Source organism: Streptomyces sp. NPDC048664, from assembly GCF_040650555.1.
Taxonomy (GTDB): Bacteria; Actinomycetota; Actinomycetes; order Streptomycetales; family Streptomycetaceae; genus Streptomyces.
Genome location: NZ_JBEZHK010000005.1, coordinates 65,098 through 87,596 on the forward strand (window position 1 = coordinate 65,098; position 22,499 = coordinate 87,596).

Below are 22,499 nucleotides of genomic sequence, written 5' to 3' on the forward strand. Positions count from 1 at the left end.
GGGGAACTGCGCGAGAACCCCCCACCCACCCGCACCGTCACCGTCGACCCCGACCCACCTGACAAGGGGCGCGGGGAACTGCGCAAAGAGCCGGCACCCGAGCGGCGCGTCACGTCTTCGTCTTGTAGCCCCGCCCCCACTGCAACCCCCACCCGTACAACCGGTCCAGCTCCGCCTGGAAGCCGTACACGAACTTGACCTCCCGCCGCACCACCAGCTCCCCCTTCACGTTCTCGATCATCACCACCGCGCACGACCGCGCCTGCGGATGCCGCTCGTCCAGCCCGATCTCGATGCGCGGCCCGTTGTTCGGGTAGAGCGTGACGTGGGCGTGCGTCCGGTCGAACGCGGGCGTCTGGTCGTAGATGTAGACGAAGATCAGCAGTCGCTTGAACTCGTCCCGGTGGTCGAGATTGACGAAGATCGTCTCGCCCGTCCCCGACCCGAACCGGTCGTCCCCGCTGAGCTTGATGTACGGAGGCTCGTTCAGCTCCCCGAAGAAGCCGCCCAGCGGCTGCACCACCCCCTTGGTGCCGTCGGCCAGCTCGTACATGCAGCCCAGGTCGAGGTCGACGTTGACCATGCTCTGCGTGTGCGCCTGGACGACCTCGGGAGTGAACAGCCGCAGCGGCCGGCGCAGCAGGCTGACCTTCTCGGGCGCCCCGATGTCCGAGGTCCGCATCCGCCACGACAGGTTGATCCGCAGGTTGCCGCTCGCCGCCCCCTGCTTGGTCAGCGAGACCCGCTGGTGTCGTTTGGTCAGCTCGATCGCGTTGCTCGCCGCGCTGCCCGAGTCGAACTCGGTCGGGCGCCCGCGCCACACACTGTCCCAGAAGCTCATGCCCGCCCCCTGCGGTTCATCGGTTCACACAGCAGCGGGGCGGCCGTCGAGGACGTCCCCGTCCTGACGGCCGCCCCGCTGCTCAGAGCGTTCCTCACTCAGCCCCGGTCCACACACCCGGGGCCCGGACGCGAGGAGTGCGCGACGGGCGTGTCACACGCCCGAGGACACCTCAGCCTTCGGGTCCGAGCCCGCCGCTTTTCCCTCGGCCGCCGCCAGGGCCCGGTTGCGGCGCACGGAGGACCAGAAGGACCAGGCGATCAGCACGACGCCGACGAGACCGGTGATGACCTCGTTGATCTGGTACTGGATGGTGACCAGGAGGATCACCGCGAGCGCGCCGATCGCGTAGTGCGCGCCGTGCTCCAGGAAGACGTAGTCGTCGAGGGTGCCCTGACGGACGAGGTAGACGGTCAGCGACCGTACGTACATCGCGCCGATGCCGAGGCCGAGCGCCATCAGGACGATGTCGTTCGTGATGGCGAAGGCGCCGATGACACCGTCGAAGGAGAACGAGGCGTCCAGGACCTCCAGGTAGAGGAACATGAAGAACGCGGCCTGGCCGGCCAGGACGACCGCCGAGCGCTTCTTCCCGGTGCGCGCGGCCTCTTCCTCGGCCTCGTGCTCCCGCTCCTCCTCTTCCTCCAGCTTGTCCTCGAAGTAGCCCGAGAGCCCGCCGACGATCATGTAGGTGATCAGGCCGGCGACGCCGGAGATCAGGACCGTCTGCCCCTTGTCGACATGCGCGCCGCCGTGCTGGTGGGCGTGGACCGCGAAGGTCATGGAGGCGATCAGCAGGACGATCAGCGAGATGCAGACCGACAGCATGTCGACCTTGCCGAGCTTGGCCAGCGGGCGCTCGATCCAGCGCAGCCACTGGATGTCGCGCTCCTCGAAGATGAAGTCCAGGAAGATCATCAGCAGGAACATCCCGCCGAACGCGGCGATGGCCGGATGCGCGTCGGTGACGAGCTGCTGGTACTGGTCCTTGTCGGTCAGTGCCAGATTGACCGCGTCTATCGGGCTCTTCTTCGCCGTGACGGCGACGATCACGACGGGGAAGACCAGCCGCATACCGAACACCGCGATCAGCACGCCGACCGTGAGGAAGATCTTCTGCCAGAAGGCGTTCATCTTCTTCAGGATTCCGGCGTTGACCACCGCGTTGTCGAAGGACAACGAGATCTCGAGCACGGACAGGATCGCCACGATGCCGAACGCGGTCCACCCCCCGTACAGGACCGCTGCTGCCAGGCCGAGCGCAGTGATCACGAACGACCAGCCGAAGGTTTTCAGAAGCACTGGCTACCCAATCCGTATATCGAGGGGGCCCGGACGATGCCCGGAGATCACCCCATCGCCGTACCCGGCTTTACGAAACGTTGACTCCGAAGTCTAGAGCGATTCCGCGAAGACCGGACGCGTACCCCTGGCCCACGGCCCGGAACTTCCACTCGCCCCCGTACCGGTAGACCTCGCCGAAGATCATCGCCGTCTCGGTGGAGGCGTCCTCGCTCAGGTCGTAGCGGGCGAGCTCCTGGCCGTCCAGCTGGTTGACGACCCGGATGAACGCGTTGCTGACCTGGCCGAACGTCTGCCCGCGCTCATCGGCGTTGTGGATGGACACCGGAAAGACGATCTTGTCGCACCCGGCCGGGACGTTGGCGAGGTCGATCAGGATCGACTCGTCGTCGCCCTCGCCCTCGCCGGTGAGGTTGTCGCCGGTGTGCTCCACGGAGCCGTCGGGGCTCTTGAGCTGGTTGTAGAAGACGAACCACTCGTCGCCGAGGACCCGGCCGCCGGCGCACAGCAGCGCGCTGGCGTCGAGGTCGAAGTCGGCGCCGGTGGTGGAACGCGCGTCCCAGCCGAGTCCGATCATCACGTGCGTGAGGTTCGGTGCGGCCTTGGAGAGGGAGACATTGCCTCCCTTGGCGAGCGTGACGCCCATGATGCTGGTCCTCCCCGAGAAAGGTTCTGCTCTGGTGTGTCTGCGCGTCCGGCGCCGCACTCAAACGGTGCGGCGCCGGACGGTACGAGCTTGTTGCGGTGCCTCAGGCGCCCACGTCTCAGACGTTGACGCCGAAGTCCTGCGCGATGCCGCGCAGGCCCGAGGCGTAGCCCTGGCCGATGGCCCGGAACTTCCACTCGGCACCGTGGCGGTACAGCTCGCCGAAGACCATGGCCGTCTCCGTGGAGGCGTCCTCGCTCAGGTCGTAGCGGGCGATCTCCTGCTGGTCGGCCTGGTTGACGACGCGGATGAACGCGTTGCGCACCTGGCCGAAGGACTGCTGGCGGTTCTCGGCGTCGTAGATCGAGACCGGGAAGACGATCTTCTCCACGTCGGCCGGGACACCGGCGAGGTTGACCTTGATCAGCTCGTCGTCGCCCTCACCCTCGCCGGTGAGGTTGTCGCCCGTGTGCTCGACCGAGCCGTCGGGGCTCTTGAGGTTGTTGAAGAACACGAAGTTCTGGTCGCTGCCGACCTTGCCCGTCGTGTTGAGGAGCAGGGCGCTGGCGTCCAGGTCGAAGTCGGTACCGGTCGTGGTGCGGACGTCCCAGCCCAGACCGACCAGGACCGCGGTCAGGCCCGGAGCCTCCTTGGTCAGCGATACGTTGCCGCCCTTGCTGAGGCTGACTCCCACGAGTCCCTCCATTGGTGTCCGGGGGCGGGGAGCCCCGTCGTGCGGTGACCCCCAGGCGTTGGCGGTCACGCGTTGGCATCGGATCAACGAGTCGATCCTAGTGACGGGTTCCCGCGCCCCGAAGGCCATGGGACCCGAGCGTCACAGGGTGTCGAGCGCCTTCACGTACTCGTTCAGGTCGCGCGCGTCCGGCAGGTCGTTGACGACGGTCCACCGCACCACGCCCTCCTTGTCGATGATGAAGGTCCCGCGCACCGCGCAGCCCTTGTCCTCGTCGAAGACGCCGTAGGCGCGTGAAGTGTTGCCATGCGGCCAGAAATCGGACAGCAGGGGGTACTCCAGGCCCTCCTGGTCGCCGAAGACGCGCAGGGTGTGGATGGAGTCGTTGGAGACGGCGAGAAGCTGGGTGTCGCCGTTGACGAACGCCGGCAGGTTGTCGCGCAGCGCGCAGAGCTCGCCGGTGCACACGCCGGTGAAGGCGAACGGGTAGAAGAGCAGCACGACGTTCTTGTGACCGTGGAAGTCGGACAGTCGCACGGTCGCGCCGTGGTTGTCCTTGAGTGCGAAGTCGGGGGCCTTGTCGCCGACCTGGATCGCCATGGACCTGCATCCTTCCGGTGGGTCTGTTCGGGTGGAACCCACCCTACGCAGCCCGCACGGCAGAACGCCGGGTGGGTTGATCCACGACAACCCACCCGGCACCCCCACTGAGCAACCGCTCAGCGGAGTGTCACTTCTTGGACTTGGCCGCCTTCGGCGTCACCAGACGCGAACCGCTCCAGTCCTTGCCCACGCTGACGCTCTTCGACGCCGACAGCCCCGCTGTCGTCGCGGCTTCAGAGATGTCGCTCGGCTCGACGTAGCCCGTACGGCCCGTCTTCGGCGTCAGGAGCAGGATCGAGCCACCTTCTTCGATGTACGTGGTGGCGTCCACCAGCGCATCCGTCAGGTCGCCGTCCTCGTCACGGAACCACAGCACGACGGCGTCGGCGACGTCGTCGTACTCCTCGTCCATGAGTTCACTGCCGACGACTTCCTCAATGGCCTCGCGGAGCTCCTGGTCGACGTCGTCGTCGTAGCCGATCTCCTGGACCACCTGCTCGGGCTGGAACCCCAGCCTTGCGGCAGGGTTAGTCCGCTCCTCCGCGTGGTCCGCGGTCGCGCTCACGGGTTGCCTCCTGATCATGTTCTTGATGATGTCCTCAGCCACGCGCGTACGCGAAGCGTTGGCCGTAGTCCACACGGGCGGGGCGGATCGCGCAAGTACCCGGCGGTTCAGACCGCCGAAACGGTGACGATCCTGGCCGTGTCGCCGCAACTCCAGGCACGGTATCGCGCCCCGAAGTGATCCACGCCACACCGTTCTGCCCGGTTTGGGCGTTCCGGAATCCTCCGGGGGTACGAGACTCGAATGGCTTTGCGCAGGCACGCCCGACCGGTCGCCTCGGAGTTACCCCGGAGTAAAGATGACGTTCCACTCCCCGGGGTACACGATGGGGATCGGCGCGGGCGCGCACCGACAGCGCCGGACGCCGCGGAACAGTACGAATAGTACCGACAGCCAGAACAGACAGCGTGGCCCTCTGACAGGTAAGGAACAGCGTGGCTTCCGGATCCGATCGCAATCCGATCATCATTGGCGGCCTTCCGAGTCAGGTTCCTGACTTCGACCCCGAGGAGACCCAGGAGTGGCTCGACTCCCTCGACGCCGCCGTGGACGAGCGCGGCCGTGAGCGGGCCCGCTACCTGATGCTCCGGCTGATCGAGCGGGCCCGCGAGCGGCGCGTGGCCGTGCCCGAGATGCGCAGCACGGACTACGTCAACACCATCCCCACCAAGAGCGAGCCCTTCTTCCCCGGCAACGAGGAGATCGAGCGCAGGATCCTCAACGCCACCCGGTGGAACGCGGCCGTCATGGTCTCCCGGGCCCAGCGGCCGGGGATCGGGGTCGGCGGCCACATCGCGACCTTCGCGTCCTCCGCCTCGCTCTACGACGTGGGCTTCAACCACTTCTTCCGGGGCAAGGACGAGGGCGACGGCGGCGACCAGGTGTTCTTCCAGGGGCACGCCTCCCCGGGCATCTACGCCCGCGCGTACCTCCTCGACCGGCTCGACGAGCGCAACCTGGACGGGTTCCGCCAGGAGAAGTCCAAGAACCCGGACGGCCTCTCCAGCTACCCGCACCCGCGTTCGATGCCGGACTTCTGGGAGTTCCCGACGGTCTCCATGGGCCTCGGCCCGATCGGCGCGATCTACCAGGCCCGGATGAACCGCTACATGCACGCGCGCGGCATCGCGGACACCTCCAGGTCGCAGGTGTGGGCGTTCCTCGGCGACGGCGAGATGGACGAGCCCGAGTCGCTCGGCCAGCTCACCATCGCCGCCCGCGAGGGCCTGGACAACCTGACCTTCGTGGTCAACTGCAACCTCCAGCGCCTGGACGGCCCGGTGCGCGGCAACGGGAAGGTCATCCAGGAGCTGGAGTCGGTCTTCCGGGGCGCCGGCTGGAACGTGATCAAGCTGATCTGGGACCGCAGCTGGGACCCGCTGCTGGCCCAGGACCGGGACGGCATCCTGGTCAACAAGATGAACACGACGCCGGACGGACAGTTCCAGACGTACGCGACGGAGTCCGGCGCCTACATCCGGGACCACTTCTTCGGCGACGACCACCGGCTGCGCGCGATGGTCCAGAACATGACCGACGACCAGATCCTGCACCTGGGCCGCGGGGGTCACGACCACCGCAAGATCTACGCGGCGTTCAAGGCGGCCGTGGAGCACAAGGGCCAGCCGACGGTGATCCTCGCCAAGACCGTCAAGGGCTGGACGCTGGGCCCGAACTTCGAGGGCCGCAACGCCACGCATCAGATGAAGAAGCTGACGGTCAGCGACCTGAAGCACTTCCGCGACCGGCTGCACCTGCCCATCTCGGACAAGGACCTGGAGTCCGGTCTGCCGCCGTACTACCACCCGGGCCGGGACTCGGAGGAGATCCAGTACATGCACGACCGGCGCAGTTCGCACGGCGGGTACGTGCCGACGCGTGTCGTGCGCTCCAAGCCGCTGGCCCTGCCGGACGACAGCGCGTACGCGGCCGTGAAGAAGGGCTCCGGTCAGCAGTCGATCGCCACCACCATGGCCTTCGTGCGGCTGCTCAAGGACCTCATGCGCGACAAGGAGATCGGCAGGCGGTTCGTGCTGATCGCGCCCGACGAGTACCGCACGTTCGGCATGGACTCGTTCTTCCCGAGCGCGAAGATCTACAACCCGCTCGGACAACAGTACGAGTCCGTGGACCGTGAGCTGCTGCTCGCCTACAAGGAGTCCCCGACCGGGCAGATGCTGCACGACGGCATCTCCGAGGCGGGCTGCACGGCGTCGCTGATCGCGGCGGGCTCGGCGTACGCGACGCACGGCGAGCCGCTGATCCCGGTGTACGTCTTCTACTCGATGTTCGGTTTCCAGCGCACCGGTGACCAGTTCTGGCAGATGGCCGACCAACTCTCGCGCGGTTTCGCCCTGGGGGCGACCGCCGGGCGCACGACGCTGACCGGTGAGGGCCTCCAGCACGCGGACGGGCACTCGCAGCTGCTGGCCTCCACGAACCCCGCGTGCGTGTCCTACGACCCCGCGTACGGGTACGAGATCGCGCACATCGTGCAGGACGGCCTGCGCCGGATGTACGGCTCGTCGGCCGAGCACCCGCACGGCGAGGACGTCTTCTACTACCTCAGCGTCTACAACGAGCCGATCCAGCAGCCCGCCGAGCCGGCGGACGTCGACGTCGAGGGCATCCTCAAGGGCATCCACCGCCTCTCGGACGGCACGTCCGGCAGCGTGCCGGCGCAGATCATGGCGTCGGGTGTGGCCGTGCCGTGGGCGCTCGAGGCGCAGCGGATCCTGGCAGAGGAGTGGGACGTGCGCGCGTCCGTCTGGTCCGCGACCTCCTGGAACGAGCTGCGGCGCGAGGCCGTGAGCTGCGAGGAGCACAACCTGCTGCACCCGGAGGAGGAGCAGCGGGTCCCGTACGTCACGCGCAAGCTCAGCGGGGCGCAGGGGCCGTTCGTGGCGGTGTCGGACTGGATGCGGTCGGTTCCGGACCAGATCTCGCGGTGGGTGCCCGGGGCGTACCAGTCGCTGGGCGCGGACGGCTTCGGCTTCGCGGACACGCGGGCGGCCGCGCGGCGCTGGTTCCACATCGACGCGGAGTCGGTGGTGGTCGCCGTGCTGGCGGAGCTGGCGAAGGCGGGGCAGATCGACCGCTCGGTCCTGAAGCAGGCGGTGGACCGCTACCAGCTGCTGACAGTGGCCCACGAGTAACCCCCGCGCAGTTCCCCGCGCCCCTTTCAAGGGGCGCGGGGAACTGCGCGAGCAACCGCAGGGCACCCGCAGCCCGCGACGCGCCGCAAGGGGCACCCCCGGAGGGCACGCGAGGAACCGCGCGGGGTCAGATGTGGGCCGCTCCGGCCCCCGCCTCCGCGTTCGCGCCGCGCTTGGTGAACAGCGCGACCACGACCGCCAGCGCCGCGACCGCCGCCGCGACCAGGCAGGCCAGGCTCATCCCGGAGATGAACGTGTCGTGCGCGACGCCCGCGATCTTCTCCGCGACGACCGCCGGCGTACCCTTCGGCACCGGCGCCACGCCCTGCTGGACCACGCCCGAGACCTGGTCGAGCTGGGCCGGCTTCAACGCCGGCAGCCCCGCCGCGCTCCAGTTGCCCGGCAGGTCGTGGTCCACGCGGGACGCCATCACCGCGCCCAGCACCGCCGTGCCGAGGCTGCCGCCGATCTGCATCGCGGCCTGCTGGAGACCGCCCGCGACACCGGACAGCTCCATCGGCGCGTTGCCGACGATGACCTCCGTGGCGCCGACCATCACCGGGGCGAGGCCGAGGCCGAGCAGGGCGAACCAGATGGACATGACGGCGCTGCCGGTGCCCGCCTCGAGCCTTGACATGCCGAACATCGCGACCGCGGTCAGGACCATGCCGCCCGCCAGCGGGATGCGCGGCCCGGCCTTGGTGATCAGGGCGCCCGCGAGCGGGGAGCCGACGATCATCATGCCGGTCAGCGGCAGCAGGTGCAGGCCCGCGTTCACGGGGCTCATGCCGTGCACGTTCTGCAGGTAGAAGGTGACGAAGAACAGGCCGCCCATGAAGGCGATGGCCATGAGGACCATCAGGACGACGCCCGCCGACAGCGGCACCGAGCGGAACAGGGCCAGCGGGATGAGCGGTTCCCGCACCTTCGTCTCCCAGACGGAGAAGAGGACGAAGCCGAGCACGGAGGCACCGAGGAACAGCCAGGTCTTGGTGTCGCCCCAGCCCCAGGCCGGTGCCTTGATGAGCGCCCACACCAGGCAGAACATGGCGCCCGACAGCAGCCCGATGCCCAGCAGGTCGAAGGAGCGCGGCGCGTTCGCCGCCCGGTGGTCGGTGAGGATCAGCGCACCGAGGACGAGCGCGAGCGCGCCGACCGGGACGTTGATGAAGAACACCGACTGCCAGCTGACGTGCTGGACGAGCAGTCCGCCCAGGATCGGGCCGCCCGCGGTGGAGGCACCGATGACCATGCCCCAGATGCCGATCGCCATGTTGAGCTTCTCGGCCGGGAAGGTGGCCCGCAGCAGGCCGAGCGCGGCCGGCATCAGCAGCGCGCCGAACAGTCCCTGGAACACCCGGAAGGTGATGACGAGGGAGATGCTGTTCGACAGCCCGATGGCCCCGGAGGCCGCGCCGAAGCCGACCACGCCGATGAGGAAGGTCTGCCGGTGGCCGAAGCGGTCGCCGAGCTTGCCGGCCGTGATGAGGGTGACCGCGAGGGCCAGGAAGTACGCGTTGGTGATCCACTGGACGTCGGAGAAGCTGGCGCCGAGGTCCGTGGCGATGGCCGGGTTGGCGATGGCCACGATGGTGCCGTCGAGGGCCACCATCATGACGCCGACGGCGACCGTGATGAGCGTGAACCAAGGGTGGCCGCGCAGTCCGCGCTCCGGTGCCCTTTCCGACCCGGCGGCCGACGGGTCCGCCGCCTTGCCGCCCGGTTCCGTCGCGTCGACGGTGGTCTGACTAGTCATGTGTTCGAGGTTAGTGTCAGTCACTGACAATTGACCAACCATTTCACAAGTCGCTCGCTGTCACGTCGCTCACAGCTAGTCTGAACTGGGAAGATGAACGAGATGAGGACACATGGAGACGGCGCGGCGGCTGCCAGGGCTGCGTGAACGCAAGAAGCGGCGCACGAGGGACACCCTGCTGCGCACGGCCCTGGAGCTCTTCGTCACCCAGGGGTACGAGCGCACGACGGTGGACGAGATCGCCGAGGCGGCGGACGTCTCGCAGCGCACCTTCTTCCGGTACTTCGCCGGCAAGGAGGAGGCCGTGTTCTTCCCGCACGACCTCGCCGCGTCGCACTTCGTGGCCGCGGTGCGCGCCAGACCGCCCCACGAGGCTCCGCTCGAGGCGCTGCGCCAGGCCATCCTGGAGGGCTGGGACGGCATCGGCGAGGCGCTCGAACAGGTCATCCCGGTGGAACTCCATCTGCGGACCTACCGGTTGATCGAGTCGACACCGGTCCTGCTCGCCACCCATCTGCGGCGGTCCGCGGAGGTCGAGGAGGAGGTCGCACGGGTGATCGCCGAACGTGAGGGCCTCGACGTGGACACGGACCCCCGGCCGCGGGTCGCGGTCGCCCTGTTCGGCGGGGTGATGCGGGTCACGGAACGGCTGTGGAGCGCGAGCGAGGACATCACCGTGGCCTCCATGCACGCGCTGACGGCCTCGTATCTCGACGCCGTGGGACCCGTGTTGACCCAGAAGTGGCGCGGGGAGCGGAGCGCGGGGGAGAACGGCGAGTGAGCGCGTAAATCGGGCGATCGCGGCAATCACGTCAAGCGAATTACGGCGCGTCGGCGGAAAGATCAGCCGTCGGGGTGAAGTTCTGGTGACGGGGAGTGTCGATCGAGCGTCAAGTGTCGTACGACATATCGACTTAACGTGACAGCGAGACGCAAGCCACGTCCGTTTTGCCGTGATTGGCAGCCTGCAAACGTGAGACGCGTCACTCGGCCGACGCGAGACACTCTCGTTCTCCTAGTGTGTCCTTTCAGTGACTTCCTTCGACACCTCCCCGCAACTCAACGTCTGGCGCGCACTCCTCGCGCTGAGCGTCGTCTTCGTGATGCTCGCGACGACCGGCTGGACCGCCGTGCGAAGCCACCGAGGCGCCACGCCCCTCCAGGCGTCGCGCACCGCGTGGGAGCACGGGAGCGTCGCCGGGCACGAGCTGCCCGCCACGGACGCCCCGCCCGCCCTGCTCTCGCACTTCTTCGCCTCGCTCACCGCCGCGCAGCGCTCCGAGCTCGCGCACCGCTACCCGCTCGCGGTCGGCAACATGAACGGGGCGCCGGTGCGGCTGCGCTACCAGGCCAACCGCGTCGCCCTCGACCAGCAGCGCGAGATCGAACGACGGCGGACGCACGACAGCGGCCTGTCCCCCCTCGGCCGGCACGACGCGGGCCGGCTGATGCACCGCTACGAGTCCCTGGCGAGCAAGGGGCGCGACATCCTCGCCTTCGACCCGGACGGCTCCGGCCGGATCGCCGAGGTCTTCGGCGACCTCGACGCGGCGCGGCGGATCTCGATCGTCGTCCCCGGCGTCGACACCGACCTGCTCACCTTCCAGCGCACCTCCCGCCCGTACTCGGCGCCGGTCGGCATGGCCACGTCGCTGTACGCGGCGGAGCGGGCGGCGAGCCCCACGACCCGCACGGCCGTGATCGCATGGGCCGACTACACCTCGCCCGACGGCGTCGGCGTGGAGGCGGCGACCGGGGCACGCGCGACCCAGGGCGCGATCCGGCTGAACGCGCTCGTGCGCGCCCTGCCCGGCCGCTCCCCCGTCCAGCTGTACTGCCACAGCTACGGCTCGGTGCTGTGCGGGGTCGCGGCACGCGAGCTGCCGTCCCGGGTGTCCGACATCGCGGTGGCGGGCAGCCCCGGGATGCGCGCCCGGACGGCCGCGGCGCTGGGCACCGGCGCGCGCGTGTGGGCCATGCGGGACCCCGGCGACTGGATCCAGGACGTCCCCTACGTGGAGCTCGGCGGCCTCGGCCACGGTGCCGACCCGGTGTCGCGGGCCTTCGGCGCGAGGCTGCTGTCCGCCAGGAACGCGAACGGCCACGCCGGGTACTTCGCACCCGGCACGGACAGCGTGCGCAACTTCGCGTCGATCGGGGTTGGCGCGTATCGCGCGGTCGACTGCGCCGCACAGGACTCCGCCTGCGCGGCGGGTTTGTCCACCGCGACGTCGGCCGGACGCGCGTAGAGGAACAGGAATTGCGGTCCGCCACGGGAGGCGACGGAGGAGCACGTGCCGCATACGATGAGCCGCATGGGTGATGTACTGGCCGGATTTCATGCCGCCTGGGAGTTTCGGACCGACTCCGTGCTCATCCGCTTCGAACGGGGGATCCGTACGCCGAAGCTGCTCCAGGCGCTCGGCGAACGCAGCGTCCCGCTGGAAGCGATCACGGGGGTGACGCTCACGCCGGGCCGGCGCGGCAGCGTGGTGCTGCGGGCCGTGCCGAGACCGGGTGCCGACCCGCTGATGGAGGCGGCGGCCGGCCAGCTCAAGGACATCTGCGACCCCTACCGACTGGTGCTGCCGGCCGACCGCGCGCCCCTCGCCGAGGAGTACGCGCGGCGACTGGACGCGCTGGTCGAGCAGGACGCGGAACCGGCCGAGGAGTTCCTGGTCGCGCCGCCCGAGGCGCCGTTGCAGTTCAAGGCGTACGACGGGAAGGCCGCGTTCGACGGGAAGGCGGTGTCCTTCCGCTGGTTCTGGACGGGAGCGTCCACGGCCAAGTGGAAGGCGGGCGACCAGAGCTTCACGACGGCCGATCTCAGCGGGGTGGAGTGGCACTCGCCGGAGGTCTCCAAGGGGCATCTACGGCTGCTGCGGCGCGAGGCCGCCGGCGCCGTGGACGGATCGCCGGCGGTGCCCGACCAGGACCCCGCGGCCGTGGTGTTCGGGATGGGGTACGGGGCCGTGCACGAGTCGCTGCCCTTCGCGGCGGCGGTGCTCGCCGCCGCGCGGGCCACCGGGGGCGGGGTGCCGGTCGCGGTGCCCGCCGCGGCCCGACGGGACCCCGCCGACATCGCCGAACGGATCCGGCACCTCGGCGAACTGCACACGGCGGGGCTCGTCACGGACGAGGAGTTCTCCTCGAAGAAGGCCGAACTCCTGGCGGAACTGTGAGGTCGTGCCGGTCGGCGCGGTGACCGGCCGGCCGACCGCTACTCCCGCCCGGCCGACGTGAACGTCATGTCCGCGTAGCGGGTGCCCGCGACCTTGGGGGCGATCTCGTCCATGAGGGTCAGCTCCTCCCCCGTCAGCACGACCCGCGTGGCCGCCACGTTCTCCTCCACCCGGTACCGCTTGGTCGTGCCCGGGATCGGCACCACGGCCAGGCCGTGCACCGCCGCCTGCTGCTGCACCCACGCCAGCGCGACCTGCGCCGGGGTGGCGTCGTGCGCCTTCGCCACGGCCCGGATCGGCTCCAGCAGCGCCACGTTGGCCTCGGCGTTCTCCCCGGTGAACCTCGGCAGCGTGCGGCGGAAGTCCTGGTCCGCCAGCTCGGTGTCGGGATGCGCGATGGCTCCCGTGAGGAAGCCGCGGCCGAGCGGCGAGTACGGGACCACGGCGACGCCGAGCTCCTTGGCCGCCGGCACCACGTGCGCCTCGATGTCCCGGCTGAACAGCGACCACTCGGACTGCACCGCGGCGATCGGGTGGACCCCCGCGGCCGCCCTCAGCTCGGCGGCGGTCACCTCGCTCAGCCCCAGGTGCTTGACCTTGCCCTCGCGCACCAGGTCCGCCATGGTGCCCACCGTCTCCTCGATCGGCACGTCCACGTCGCGGCGGTGCATGTAGTAGAGGTCGATCACATCCACGCCCAGCCGCTTCAGGCTCGCCTCGACGCAGCCGCGGACGTACGGCGCGTCGTTGCGGACGATCCGCGTGGTCGGGTCGTCGGGCAGCGTCGATATCCCGAACTTCGTGGCGATCACCAGGTCGTCCCGGTGCGCGGCGAGGAACGGGGCCAGGAACTTCTCGTTCTCCCCCACCCCGTACATGTCCGCCGTGTCGAAGAGCGTCACCCCCAGTTCGAGCGCCCTCTCCAGGGTGGCGCGCGACTCCCCGGCGTCCGCGGGACCGTACGCCCAGCTCATCCCCATGCAGCCCAGGCCCTGTACGCCCACCTCGGGGCCGGTGTCACCGAGCCGTACCGTCGCCGCGATCCTGCCGTCCGTCTTGTCTGTCACAGGGACCCCTCCGTCACCGGGGCACGCCCGGCGTCCGCGTAGATGTCGAGCTTGTGGTCGAGCACCGCGAGCGTGTCCTGGAGTTCCGCGATCCGCGCGAGCACGTCGCGGCGGGTCGCCTCCAGCAGCTCGTAGCGCTGGGTGTAGGTGTGCTGCCCGGCGCGCACCAGTTCGGCGTAGCGCACCATGTCCGCGACGGGCATGCCGGTGAGGCGGAGCTTGCCGACGAACTCCAGCCAGTCGAGGTCCGCGTTGCAGTAGCGACGCTGGCCGGTGTGCGAGCGGTCGACGTGCGGCATCAGTCCGATCCGCTCGTACCAGCGCAGGGTGTGTGCCGTCAGGCCGGTGAAGGCGACGACCTCGCTGATGGTGTAGCTGTCCCGCCCGTCGGGGCGGGGGTGCCGCTCGGGCGGTACGGCGCAGATGTCGGCTCCGCTTCCGGCCGCCTCGGCCAAGGTCTCCATCACCGTCATGGCAACCACGCTAGAACCTTCGAGTGCACTCCAAGCAAGCGGAATCAGGTGAAAACGAGGAGACCGCGCCGTACGGGGATGACTAGCTTGGGGCGCATGCATCATGTGCGACGAGCTGTGCCCGAGGACGCCGGGGAACTGCTGCGACTGCGGCAGGTGATGATCGACTCCCTGTCCACCGCCGCCGACCCGTCCACCCACTGGCACGCGGAGTCCCTGCCCACCCTGCGGGAGCGGCTCGGCGACCCGGACGGGGACTTCGCGGCCTACGTGGTGGACCATCCGCAGCGGGCGGGGACGCTGGCCGCGCTGGTGGTCGGCACGATCGAGTACCGGATCGGACGGGCCGGGAATCCGCGCGGCACGGTCGGCTACGTGTTCAGCGTCGCCACCGACCCCGGCGCCCGGCGGCGCGGGTACGCGCGCGCGTGCATGGGCGAACTCCTCGACTGGTTCCGTTCCCGTGGTGCCACGCAGGTCCAGCTCACGGCGTCCGACGACGCCAGGGCGCTGTACGACTCCCTGGGCTTCCAGCCCAAGCCGAACCCCTTGATGGAGCTGAGGCTGTCCGGCGCATAGGCTCGGCGGCATGTCCTCCCTGCGCAGCCTGGCACTGATCGAGAACTGGCCCGTCCCCACCGCCGCCGCGGCGGTCGTCCGCGCCGACGGCACCGTGCTCGGGACGCACGGCCCGGTCGGCCACCGCTTCGCGCTGGCCTCGGTGACCAAGCCGCTCGCCGCGTACGCGGTGCTCGTCGCGTACGAGGAGGGGGCGATCGAGCTGGACGAGCCGGCCGGGCCGCCCGGTTCGACGGTGCGCCATCTGCTCGCGCACACGTCCGGTCTGGCCTTCGACGAGCACCGGGTGAGCTTCACGCCCGGCCAGCGGCGGCTGTACTCGAACGCCGGGTTCGAGGTACTGGGCGACCATGTGGCCAAGGCGGCGGACATCCGGTTCCACGAGTACGCGCGGCAGGCGGTGTTCGAGCCGCTCGGCATGGCGTCCACCGTGCTGGACGGCTCCCCGGCCAAGGACGGCGTCTCGACGGTCGAGGACCTGGTGCGGTTCGCGGCGGAGGTGCAGGCGCCTCAGCTGCTGGACGCGCGGACCGTGGTGGAGGCGATGACGGTGCAGTATCCGGGCACGAAGGGGGTGCTGCCGGGGTACGGGCACCAGAACCCCAACGACTGGGGGCTCGGGTTCGAGATCCGCGACTCCAAGTCGCCCCACTGGACGGGGGTTTCGTCCTCGCCGCGCACGTTCGGGCACTTCGGTCAGTCGGGCACCTTCCTGTGGGTCGACCCGGTGGCGGGGGTGGCGTGCGTCGCCCTGACGGACCGGGCGTTCGGGCCGTGGGCGGTCGAGGCGTGGACCCCGTTCACGGACGCGGTCCTGACGGAACTCCACGCCTGAGCCCCAGCCTGCGGGCCCGTGGTGGCCGGTCGCGCAGTTCCCCGCACCCCCTGTCTGCTCCCGCACCCACGTCGTCGACCGCGGGCCGTCTCGGCCCTTCGCGCAGTTCCCCGCGCCCCTGAGGGGGTGCCCCGTGCGGTGGGTCCCGATCTGCGGGCACGTCGTGGCTGGTCGCGCCGTTCCTCGCGCCCCTGGCGGGGGCCGCGCCCCTGGCGATGCGCGCGAAGCGCGCTCCTCAGGGGCGCGGGGAACTGCGCGAGCAAGCACCACACACCCGCAGATCGGGACCCACCGCACGGGGCACCCCCCCAAGGGGCGCGGGGAACTGCGCGACCGGCCACCACGAGCCCGCACTCTGCGACGCACCGCAAGGGGCACCGTCTCAGGGGCGCGGGGAACTGCGCGATCGGCCACCGCGGGCCCGCAGCCCACAGCGCACCGCACGGGGCACCCCCTCACGGCTCGCCCCCGTTCACCGCATCTCCCAGATCAGCAGTTCCGCCGCGTCGACAGCCCGGGCCTCCACGGACGCCCCGTCCACGATCCGCGCCGCGTCCCCCGGCCTCAGTACGGCGGCGGACAGCCGCACCTCGCCCCGGACCACGTGGACGTACACCTGCCCCCCGTCCGGCACCCCCGTCCGCTCCCCCGCGTCCAGGCGCCGCACGTGCAGCATCGCCCCCGCCGCCGGCACCGCGTACGGCGTGGCGTCGGCGATGCCCCGCACCACCTCGTAGGACGGGGTACCGCCCGGCTCCCGGGGAGCCAGCCACATCTGCACGAAGGTCAGCGGCTCGGACCCCTCGTTGCGCTCCACATGCCGCACCCCCGCCGCCGCGCTGAGGTGCTGGACGTCCCCGGGCCGGATCAGCGACGTGCGGCCCGTCGAGTCGCGGTGGGTCAGCTCGCCCTCCACCACCCAGGTGACGATCTCGGTGTGGCTGTGCGGATGCTCGTCGAAGCCCGCGCCCGGCGCGAGCCGCTCCTCGTTGCAGGCGATCACCGCGCCGAAGCGCAGGTTGTCAGGGTCGTAGTGCGGGCCGAAGCTGAAAGCGTGGAGGGACGCGATCCCGGCCGCCGGGTCCCCTCCGCGGTAGCGCTCACCCGCGCGCCGTACATCGATCACGGCTCCCACGGTAGCCCGGGCATCCCGGGCGGAGCCCCGGCCTCCGGGACCCCGTCCCCGCGCTCCCGGCCCGATAAGGCAGTCTTGTCCCCGTGCCCGAACCCGAAGCCAGCCACAGCGACCACGCAGCGCGTTCCGCCCACACCCACGCCGCCACCCTGAAGCGGCTGGAGAAATCCTCCGGAAGCCTCGCCGCGCAGGCCATCGCGCGCATGGACGAGACGCTGTCGTGGTACCGGGCGATGCCGCCGGAGAACCGCTCGTGGATCGGCCTGGTGGCGCAGGCGGGCATCGCCGCGTTCACCGAGTGGTTCCGGCGCCCGGACGCGCCCCAGGCCATCTCCACCGACGTCTTCGGGACCGCGCCCCGCGAGCTGACACGGGCCATCACGCTGCGGCAGACCGTGGAGATGGTGCGGACCACCATCGAGGTGATGGAGTCCGCCATCGACGAGGTGGCGGCACCCGGCGACGAGTCGGTGCTGCGCGAGGCGCTCCTGGTGTACGCGCGGGAGATCGCGTTCGCGACCGCACAGGTCTACGCCCAGGCCGCCGAGGCCCGCGGCGCCTGGGACGCCCGGCTCGAGTCGCTCGTCGTCAACGCGGTGCTGAGCGGGGAGGCCGACGAGGGCGCCGTGAGCCGGGCCGCGGCGCTGGGCTGGAACTCGCCCGAACACGTGTGCGTGGTGCTGGGTACGGCACCCGACGGTGACAGCGAGCTGACGGTGGAGGCCATCCGGCGTGCCGCACGCCACGCCAAGCTCCAGGTCCTCACCGGGGTGCTCGGCAACCGGCTCGTGGTGATCGCCGGAGGCAGCGACAACCCGCTCGCGGTGGCGAAGTCCCTGATCGGGCCCTACGCCGCCGGGCCCGTCGTCGCCGGGCCTGTCGTGCCCGACCTGCTTGCCGCCACCCGCTCCGCGCAGGCCGCCGCCGCGGGCCTGAAGGCGTGCTCGGCCTGGCAGGACGCGCCGCGTCCGGTGCTGGCGGACGATCTGCTTCCGGAACGCGCCATCGCCGCCGACCCGAGCGCCCGCGACCAGCTGGTGGAGGAGATCTACAGACCGCTGGAGGAGGCCGGCTCCGCGCTGCTGGAGACGCTCAGCGTGTATCTGGAGCAGGCCTCCAGCCTGGAGGGGGCGGCGCGCATGCTGTTCGTTCACCCGAACACCGTGCGCTACCGGCTCCGACGTGTGACTGATGTCACCGGTTGGTCACCCTCTGATGTACGCTCCGCGTTCACCCTGCGGATCGCGCTCATTCTGGGTCGGCTGACCGAGGGGGATCCTCAGGCATAGGCTTTTGTCGAGGGTCCACAAAACCCCCTGCCGTTCTTCGTCCCTGTCCTCACGGGCGGCCCAGGCCGCCCTCAAGAGAGAGTGTGAGAGTGCTCGTACTCGTCGCTCCCGGCCAGGGCGCCCAGACGCCCGGCTTCCTGACCCCCTGGCTCGACCTCCCCGGCGCCACCGATCGCGTCGCCGCATGGTCGGACGCCATCGGGCTCGACCTCGCCCACTACGGCACCAAGGCCGACGCCGACGCCATCCGTGACACCTCCGTCGCGCAGCCGCTGCTGGTCGCCGCAGGTCTGCTGTCCGCCGCGGCGCTCGACGCCGCGACCGAGGGCCTGGTCCCCGGCGCGGTCGCCGGCCACAGCGTCGGTGAGATCACCGCCGCCGTCTTCGCGGGCGTCCTCGACGACGCGGCCGCGCTGACCCTGGTGCGCCGCCGCGGTCTCGCCATGGCCGACGCCGCCGCCCTCACGCCCACGGGCATGTCGGCGCTGCTCGGCGGCGACCCGGAGACCACCGTTGCGCACCTGGAGAAGCTGGGCCTGACCCCGGCGAACGTCAACGGCGCCGGGCAGATCGTCGCCGCCGGAACCCTGGAGCAGCTCGCCGCCCTGGAGGCGGACAAGCCCGAGGGTGTGCGCCGGGTCGTCGCGCTCAAGGTCGCCGGCGCCTTCCACACGCACCACATGGCCCCCGCCGTGGACGCCCTCGCGCACGCCGCCGAGGCCCTGACGCCCGCCGACCCCCGCGTCACCTACGTCTCCAACAAGGACGGCAAGACCGTCGAGACCGGCGCCGAGGTGCTGTCGCGCCTGGTCGGCCAGGTCGCCAACCCGGTCCGCTGGGACCTGTGCATGGAGACCTTCGAGAAGCTCGGGGTGACCGCGCTGATCGAGGTGTGCCCCGGCGGCACCCTGACCGGCATCGCCAAGCGCGCGCTGCCCGGCGTCAGGACCCTGGCCCTGAAGACCCCCGACGACCTCGACGCCGCTCGCGCGCTCATCGCCGAGCACGGCGCCTGACAGGGAGCCCGTGAGCATGTCGAAGATCAAGGCACGCAAGGGAGCGCCGTACGCGCGCATCATCGGTGTGGGCGGCTACCGCCCGGTCCGTGTGGTGCCCAACGACGTGATCCTGGAGAAGATCGACTCCTCCGACGAGTGGATCCGCTCCCGCTCGGGCATCGAGACCCGGCACTGGGCGAACGACGAGGAGACCGTCGCCGCCATGTCCGTCGAGGCGGCGGGCAAGGCGCTCGCGGACGCGGGCATCGGCGCCGAGCGGATCGGCGCGGTGGTCGTCTCCACCGTCTCGCACTTCGCCCAGACCCCGGCCATCGCCACCGAGATCGCCGACAAGCTCGGCACGGACAAGGCCGCCGCCTTCGACATCTCGGCCGGCTGCGCGGGCTTCGGCTACGGCCTCACGCTCGCCAAGGGCATGGTCGTGGAGGGCTCCGCCGAGTACGTCCTCGTCATCGGCGTGGAGCGGCTGTCCGACCTGACGGACCTCGAGGACCGGGCCACCGCCTTCCTGTTCGGGGACGGCGCGGGCGCGGTCGTGGTCGGCCCGTCGCAGGAGCCGCACATCGGCCCGACCGTGTGGGGCTCGGAGGGCGACAAGTCCGAGACCATCAAGCAGACGGTGCCGTGGAACGCGTACCGGGTGGGCGACGTCTCCGCGCTCCCGCTCGACAGCGAGGGCAACGTCAGGTTCCCCGCCATCACCCAGGAGGGCCAGGCGGTGTTCCGCTGGGCCGTGTTCGAGATGGCGAAGGTCGCCCAGCAGGCGCTGGACGCGGCCGGGATCAGCGCGGACGACCTGGACGTCTTCATCCCGCACCAGGCCAACGTGCGGATCATCGACTCGATGGTGAAGACACTCAAGCTGCCGGAGCACGTCACGGTCGCGCGTGACATCCGTACCACCGGCAACACCTCGGCCGCCTCGATCCCGCTCGCGATGGAGCGGCTCCTGGCGACCGGCGAGGCGAAGAGCGGCGACACCGCGCTCGTCATCGGCTTCGGGGCGGGTCTCGTGTACGCCGCGACGGTCGTTACCCTCCCCTAGGCACTCCGTGCCGGACCGTGGTCCGGTGCGGAACCGCAGTACACCTGCCGCTGACGCGGCGGGCGCACACCCTCTGAATAGCTACGAAGGAGCGCCTGACATGGCCTTCACCCAGGATGAGATCGTCGCCGGTCTCGCCGAGATCGTCAACGAGATCGCCGGCATCCCCACCGAGGACGTCCAGCTGGACAAGTCCTTCACCGACGACCTGGACGTCGACTCGCTGTCCATGGTCGAGGTGGTCGTCGCCGCCGAGGAGCGCTTCGACGTGAAGATCCCCGACGACGACGTCAAGAACCTCAAGACCGTCGGTGACGCCGCCGACTACATCCTCAAGCACCAGGCCTGATCGACCGATCACCTGGGCGGACGGCCACAGCAGTCGGCCCGGTGATCCGGCCGTTGCCCCGCCACCCGGCGGTGGCGCCGCTTAATCCTCGTAACGTTGGAGAAAGAATTCCCGTGAGCTCGACCAATCGCACCGTGGTCGTCACCGGTATCGGCGCAACCACACCGCTGGGTGGCGACGTGGCTTCCACCTGGGAGGGCCTGATCGCCGGCAAGTCCGGCGTCGGCCCCCTGGAGCAGGAGTGGGCCGCCGAGCAGGCGGTCCGTATCGCCGCGCAGATCGCCGTGGAACCGACCGAGGTCATTCCGCGGCCTCAGGCGCGCAAGCTGGACCGCTCCGCGCAGTTCGCGCTGATCGCGGCCAAGGAGGCCTGGGCGGACGCCGGCTTCACCGACAAGGCGGGCGAGGACACCAGCGTCGACCCCCACCGGCTCGGCGCGGTCATCGCCTCCGGCATCGGCGGTGTCACGACCCTCCTCGACCAGTACGACATCCTGCGGGACAAGGGCGTACGCCGTGTCTCCCCGCACACCGTGCCGATGCTGATGCCGAACGGCCCGTCCGCCAACGTCGGTCTGGCCGTGGGCGCCCGCGCGGGTGTGCACACCCCGGTCTCCGCCTGCGCGTCGGGCGCCGAGGCCATCGGCTACGCCATCGAGATGATCCGCACCGGCCGTGCGGACGTCGTCGTCGCGGGCGGCACGGAGGCGGCGATCCACCCGCTGCCGATCGCCGCGTTCGGCAACATGATGGCGATGTCCAAGAACAACGACGACCCGCAGGGCGCCTCGCGTCCCTACGACGTCGCCCGTGACGGCTTCGTCCTCGGCGAGGGCGCGGGCGTCCTGGTCCTGGAGTCGGCCGAGCACGCCGAGCGGCGCGGCGCCCGCGTCTACGCGGAGGCCGTCGGCCAGGGCATCTCCGCCGACGCGCACGACATCGTGCAGCCGGAGCCCGAGGGGCGCGGCATCTCGCACGCGCTGCAGAACCTGCTGGACAACACCGACCTGGACCCGTCGGAGATCGTGCACGTCAACGCGCACGCCACCTCGACGCCGGCCGGTGACGTGGCCGAACTGAAGGCGCTGCGCAAGGTCTTCGGCGACGACGCGGACCACATGGCGGTCTCCGCGACCAAGTCGATGACGGGTCACCTCCTCGGTGGCGCGGGCGGCGTGGAGTCGGTCGCGGCCGTCCTCGCCCTGTACCACCGTCTCGCCCCGCCGACGATCAACGTCGAGAACATCGACCCGGAGGCGGAGGCCTGCGCGGACGTCGTGCGCGGCGAGGCCCGCAAGCTGCCCGTGGAGGGCCGGATCGCCGCGCTGAACGACTCGTTCGGCTTCGGCGGCCACAACGTGGTCCTGGCGTTCCGCACGGTGTGACGACCTGACGGCGCGTACACCGACGCCATCACGACGAGAGGGCCCCCACCGCATGGTGGGGGCCCTCTCGTCGTGACCTCAGACGACCTGGTGGAGCCAGCGGACCGGCGCGCCCTCGCCCGCGTAGCGGAAGGGCTCCAGCTCGTCGTCCCACGGTTTGCCGAGGAGCCGGGCGAGTTCGGCCTCCAGGTCCGTCTCGTCCTGCTGGGAGCGGACCAGGGCGGCGCGCAGCCGGTCCTCCGGGATCAGGATGTCGCCGTGGATACCGGTGACCGCGTGGAAGATGCCGAGCTCGGGGGTGCAGCTGTAGCGCTCGCCCTCGGCGGTGGGGCAGGGCTCCGCGGTGACCTCGAAGCGCAGCAGCTGCCAGCCGCGCAGCGCGGAGGCCAGCTTGGAGGCGGTGGCGGGCTCGCCCTGCCAGGAGAACTCGGATCTCCAGGTGCCGGGGGCGGCGGGCTGCCGGATCCAGTCGAGGTTCACGCGCGTCCCGAGGACACCCGCGACGGCCCACTCGACGTGCGGGCACAGAGCGCGTGGCGCGGAGTGTACGTACAGGACTCCACGTGTCGTCACCTGAAC

At 70.4% G+C, this 22,499-nt stretch carries 22 protein-coding genes; 11 read left to right on the forward strand and 11 right to left on the reverse strand.

Features of this window, described 5'->3' with window-relative positions; genetic code table 11:
* Positions 1–109 precede the first annotated feature (109 nt).
* From AB0C59_RS07360 to AB0C59_RS07385, 6 genes are all read right to left on the reverse strand, one after another.
* Complete coding sequence (locus AB0C59_RS07360) at positions 110–841, reverse strand: Tellurium resistance (RefSeq protein WP_363001555.1); 732 nt, start codon at positions 839–841, stop codon at positions 110–112.
* Positions 842–994: 153 nt separating this feature from the next.
* Positions 995–2,143, reverse strand: a complete 1,149-nt coding sequence (locus AB0C59_RS07365; protein ID WP_363001557.1) for a DUF475 domain-containing protein — start codon at positions 2,141–2,143, stop codon at positions 995–997.
* Positions 2,144–2,213: 70 nt separating this feature from the next.
* A complete protein-coding gene (locus tag AB0C59_RS07370) occupies positions 2,214–2,789 on the reverse strand; it encodes a TerD family protein (RefSeq protein WP_363001559.1) in 576 nt (191 codons plus the stop codon).
* A gap of 118 nt (positions 2,790–2,907) precedes the next feature.
* On the reverse strand, positions 2,908–3,483 hold the full coding sequence (locus AB0C59_RS07375) for a TerD family protein (RefSeq protein WP_363001561.1): 576 nt from the start codon (positions 3,481–3,483) through the stop codon (positions 2,908–2,910).
* Between the two features lie 141 nt (positions 3,484–3,624).
* A complete protein-coding gene (locus AB0C59_RS07380) occupies positions 3,625–4,083 on the reverse strand; it encodes a peroxiredoxin (protein WP_363001563.1) in 459 nt (152 codons plus the stop codon).
* Positions 4,084–4,213: 130 nt separating this feature from the next.
* Complete coding sequence (locus AB0C59_RS07385; RefSeq protein WP_363001565.1) at positions 4,214–4,651, reverse strand: DUF3052 domain-containing protein; 438 nt, start codon at positions 4,649–4,651, stop codon at positions 4,214–4,216.
* Between the two features lie 434 nt (positions 4,652–5,085).
* Here AB0C59_RS07385 and aceE point away from each other — a divergent pair, with 434 nt between their 5' ends.
* On the forward strand, positions 5,086–7,806 hold the full coding sequence (gene aceE / locus AB0C59_RS07390) for a pyruvate dehydrogenase (acetyl-transferring), homodimeric type (protein ID WP_363001567.1): 2,721 nt from the start codon (positions 5,086–5,088) through the stop codon (positions 7,804–7,806).
* Positions 7,807–7,933: 127 nt separating this feature from the next.
* Here the strand turns inward: aceE and AB0C59_RS07395 are convergent, their stop codons facing one another.
* Positions 7,934–9,562, reverse strand: a complete 1,629-nt coding sequence (locus tag AB0C59_RS07395; protein WP_363001569.1) for an MFS transporter — start codon at positions 9,560–9,562, stop codon at positions 7,934–7,936.
* Positions 9,563–9,674: 112 nt separating this feature from the next.
* Here AB0C59_RS07395 and AB0C59_RS07400 point away from each other — a divergent pair, with 112 nt between their 5' ends.
* The 3 genes from AB0C59_RS07400 to AB0C59_RS07410 all read left to right on the forward strand — a co-directional run bounded on the left by AB0C59_RS07400 (position 9,675) and on the right by AB0C59_RS07410 (position 12,744).
* Positions 9,675–10,343: a TetR family transcriptional regulator gene (locus tag AB0C59_RS07400; RefSeq protein ID WP_363001571.1), complete on the forward strand. Its 669-nt coding sequence runs from the start codon at positions 9,675–9,677 to the stop codon at positions 10,341–10,343.
* 250 nt (positions 10,344–10,593) lie between these two features.
* On the forward strand, positions 10,594–11,811 hold the full coding sequence (locus AB0C59_RS07405) for an alpha/beta hydrolase (RefSeq protein ID WP_363001573.1): 1,218 nt from the start codon (positions 10,594–10,596) through the stop codon (positions 11,809–11,811).
* 66 nt (positions 11,812–11,877) lie between these two features.
* The gene (locus tag AB0C59_RS07410) at positions 11,878–12,744 is read left to right on the forward strand and encodes a DUF4429 domain-containing protein (RefSeq protein WP_363001575.1); all 867 of its coding nucleotides are present in this window, start codon (positions 11,878–11,880) and stop codon (positions 12,742–12,744) included.
* 38 nt (positions 12,745–12,782) lie between these two features.
* Here AB0C59_RS07410 and AB0C59_RS07415 read toward each other — a convergent pair whose 3' ends face one another.
* Both AB0C59_RS07415 and AB0C59_RS07420 read right to left on the reverse strand, forming a co-directional pair.
* Complete coding sequence (locus AB0C59_RS07415) at positions 12,783–13,811, reverse strand: aldo/keto reductase (protein WP_363001577.1); 1,029 nt, start codon at positions 13,809–13,811, stop codon at positions 12,783–12,785.
* On the reverse strand, positions 13,808–14,284 hold the full coding sequence (locus AB0C59_RS07420) for a MerR family transcriptional regulator (protein WP_363001578.1): 477 nt from the start codon (positions 14,282–14,284) through the stop codon (positions 13,808–13,810). Before AB0C59_RS07420 ends, AB0C59_RS07415 begins: the two co-directional genes overlap by 4 nt.
* Before the next feature lie 96 nt (positions 14,285–14,380).
* Here AB0C59_RS07420 and AB0C59_RS07425 point away from each other — a divergent pair, with 96 nt between their 5' ends.
* Both AB0C59_RS07425 and AB0C59_RS07430 read left to right on the forward strand, forming a co-directional pair.
* A complete protein-coding gene (locus AB0C59_RS07425) occupies positions 14,381–14,863 on the forward strand; it encodes a GNAT family N-acetyltransferase (RefSeq protein ID WP_363001580.1) in 483 nt (160 codons plus the stop codon).
* Between the two features lie 10 nt (positions 14,864–14,873).
* The gene (locus tag AB0C59_RS07430; protein ID WP_363001582.1) at positions 14,874–15,698 is read left to right on the forward strand and encodes a serine hydrolase domain-containing protein; all 825 of its coding nucleotides are present in this window, start codon (positions 14,874–14,876) and stop codon (positions 15,696–15,698) included.
* Between the two features lie 472 nt (positions 15,699–16,170).
* Here the strand turns inward: AB0C59_RS07430 and AB0C59_RS07435 are convergent, their stop codons facing one another.
* A complete protein-coding gene (locus tag AB0C59_RS07435) occupies positions 16,171–16,824 on the reverse strand; it encodes a pirin family protein (RefSeq protein ID WP_363001584.1) in 654 nt (217 codons plus the stop codon).
* A 92-nt stretch (positions 16,825–16,916) separates the two neighbouring features.
* On the opposite strand from AB0C59_RS07435, the gene AB0C59_RS07440 reads away from it, so the two are divergent.
* The 5 genes from AB0C59_RS07440 to fabF all read left to right on the forward strand — a co-directional run bounded on the left by AB0C59_RS07440 (position 16,917) and on the right by fabF (position 21,920).
* Positions 16,917–18,122 (forward strand): helix-turn-helix domain-containing protein, encoded by a 1,206-nt coding sequence (locus AB0C59_RS07440; RefSeq protein ID WP_363001586.1) that lies wholly within the window; start codon positions 16,917–16,919, stop codon positions 18,120–18,122.
* Between the two features lie 89 nt (positions 18,123–18,211).
* Positions 18,212–19,138 (forward strand): ACP S-malonyltransferase, encoded by a 927-nt coding sequence (locus tag AB0C59_RS07445; RefSeq protein WP_363001588.1) that lies wholly within the window; start codon positions 18,212–18,214, stop codon positions 19,136–19,138.
* 16 nt (positions 19,139–19,154) lie between these two features.
* Entirely contained in the window at positions 19,155–20,186 is a 1,032-nt protein-coding gene (locus AB0C59_RS07450) for a ketoacyl-ACP synthase III (protein ID WP_363001590.1), read from the forward strand.
* A 100-nt stretch (positions 20,187–20,286) separates the two neighbouring features.
* Complete coding sequence (locus AB0C59_RS07455) at positions 20,287–20,535, forward strand: acyl carrier protein (protein ID WP_363001592.1); 249 nt, start codon at positions 20,287–20,289, stop codon at positions 20,533–20,535.
* A gap of 113 nt (positions 20,536–20,648) precedes the next feature.
* Positions 20,649–21,920, forward strand: a complete 1,272-nt coding sequence (fabF, locus tag AB0C59_RS07460) for a beta-ketoacyl-ACP synthase II (RefSeq protein ID WP_363001594.1) — start codon at positions 20,649–20,651, stop codon at positions 21,918–21,920.
* A gap of 78 nt (positions 21,921–21,998) precedes the next feature.
* Here fabF and AB0C59_RS07465 read toward each other — a convergent pair whose 3' ends face one another.
* Positions 21,999–22,493 (reverse strand): DUF3145 domain-containing protein, encoded by a 495-nt coding sequence (locus AB0C59_RS07465; RefSeq protein WP_363001596.1) that lies wholly within the window; start codon positions 22,491–22,493, stop codon positions 21,999–22,001.
* Positions 22,494–22,499 lie beyond the last annotated feature (6 nt).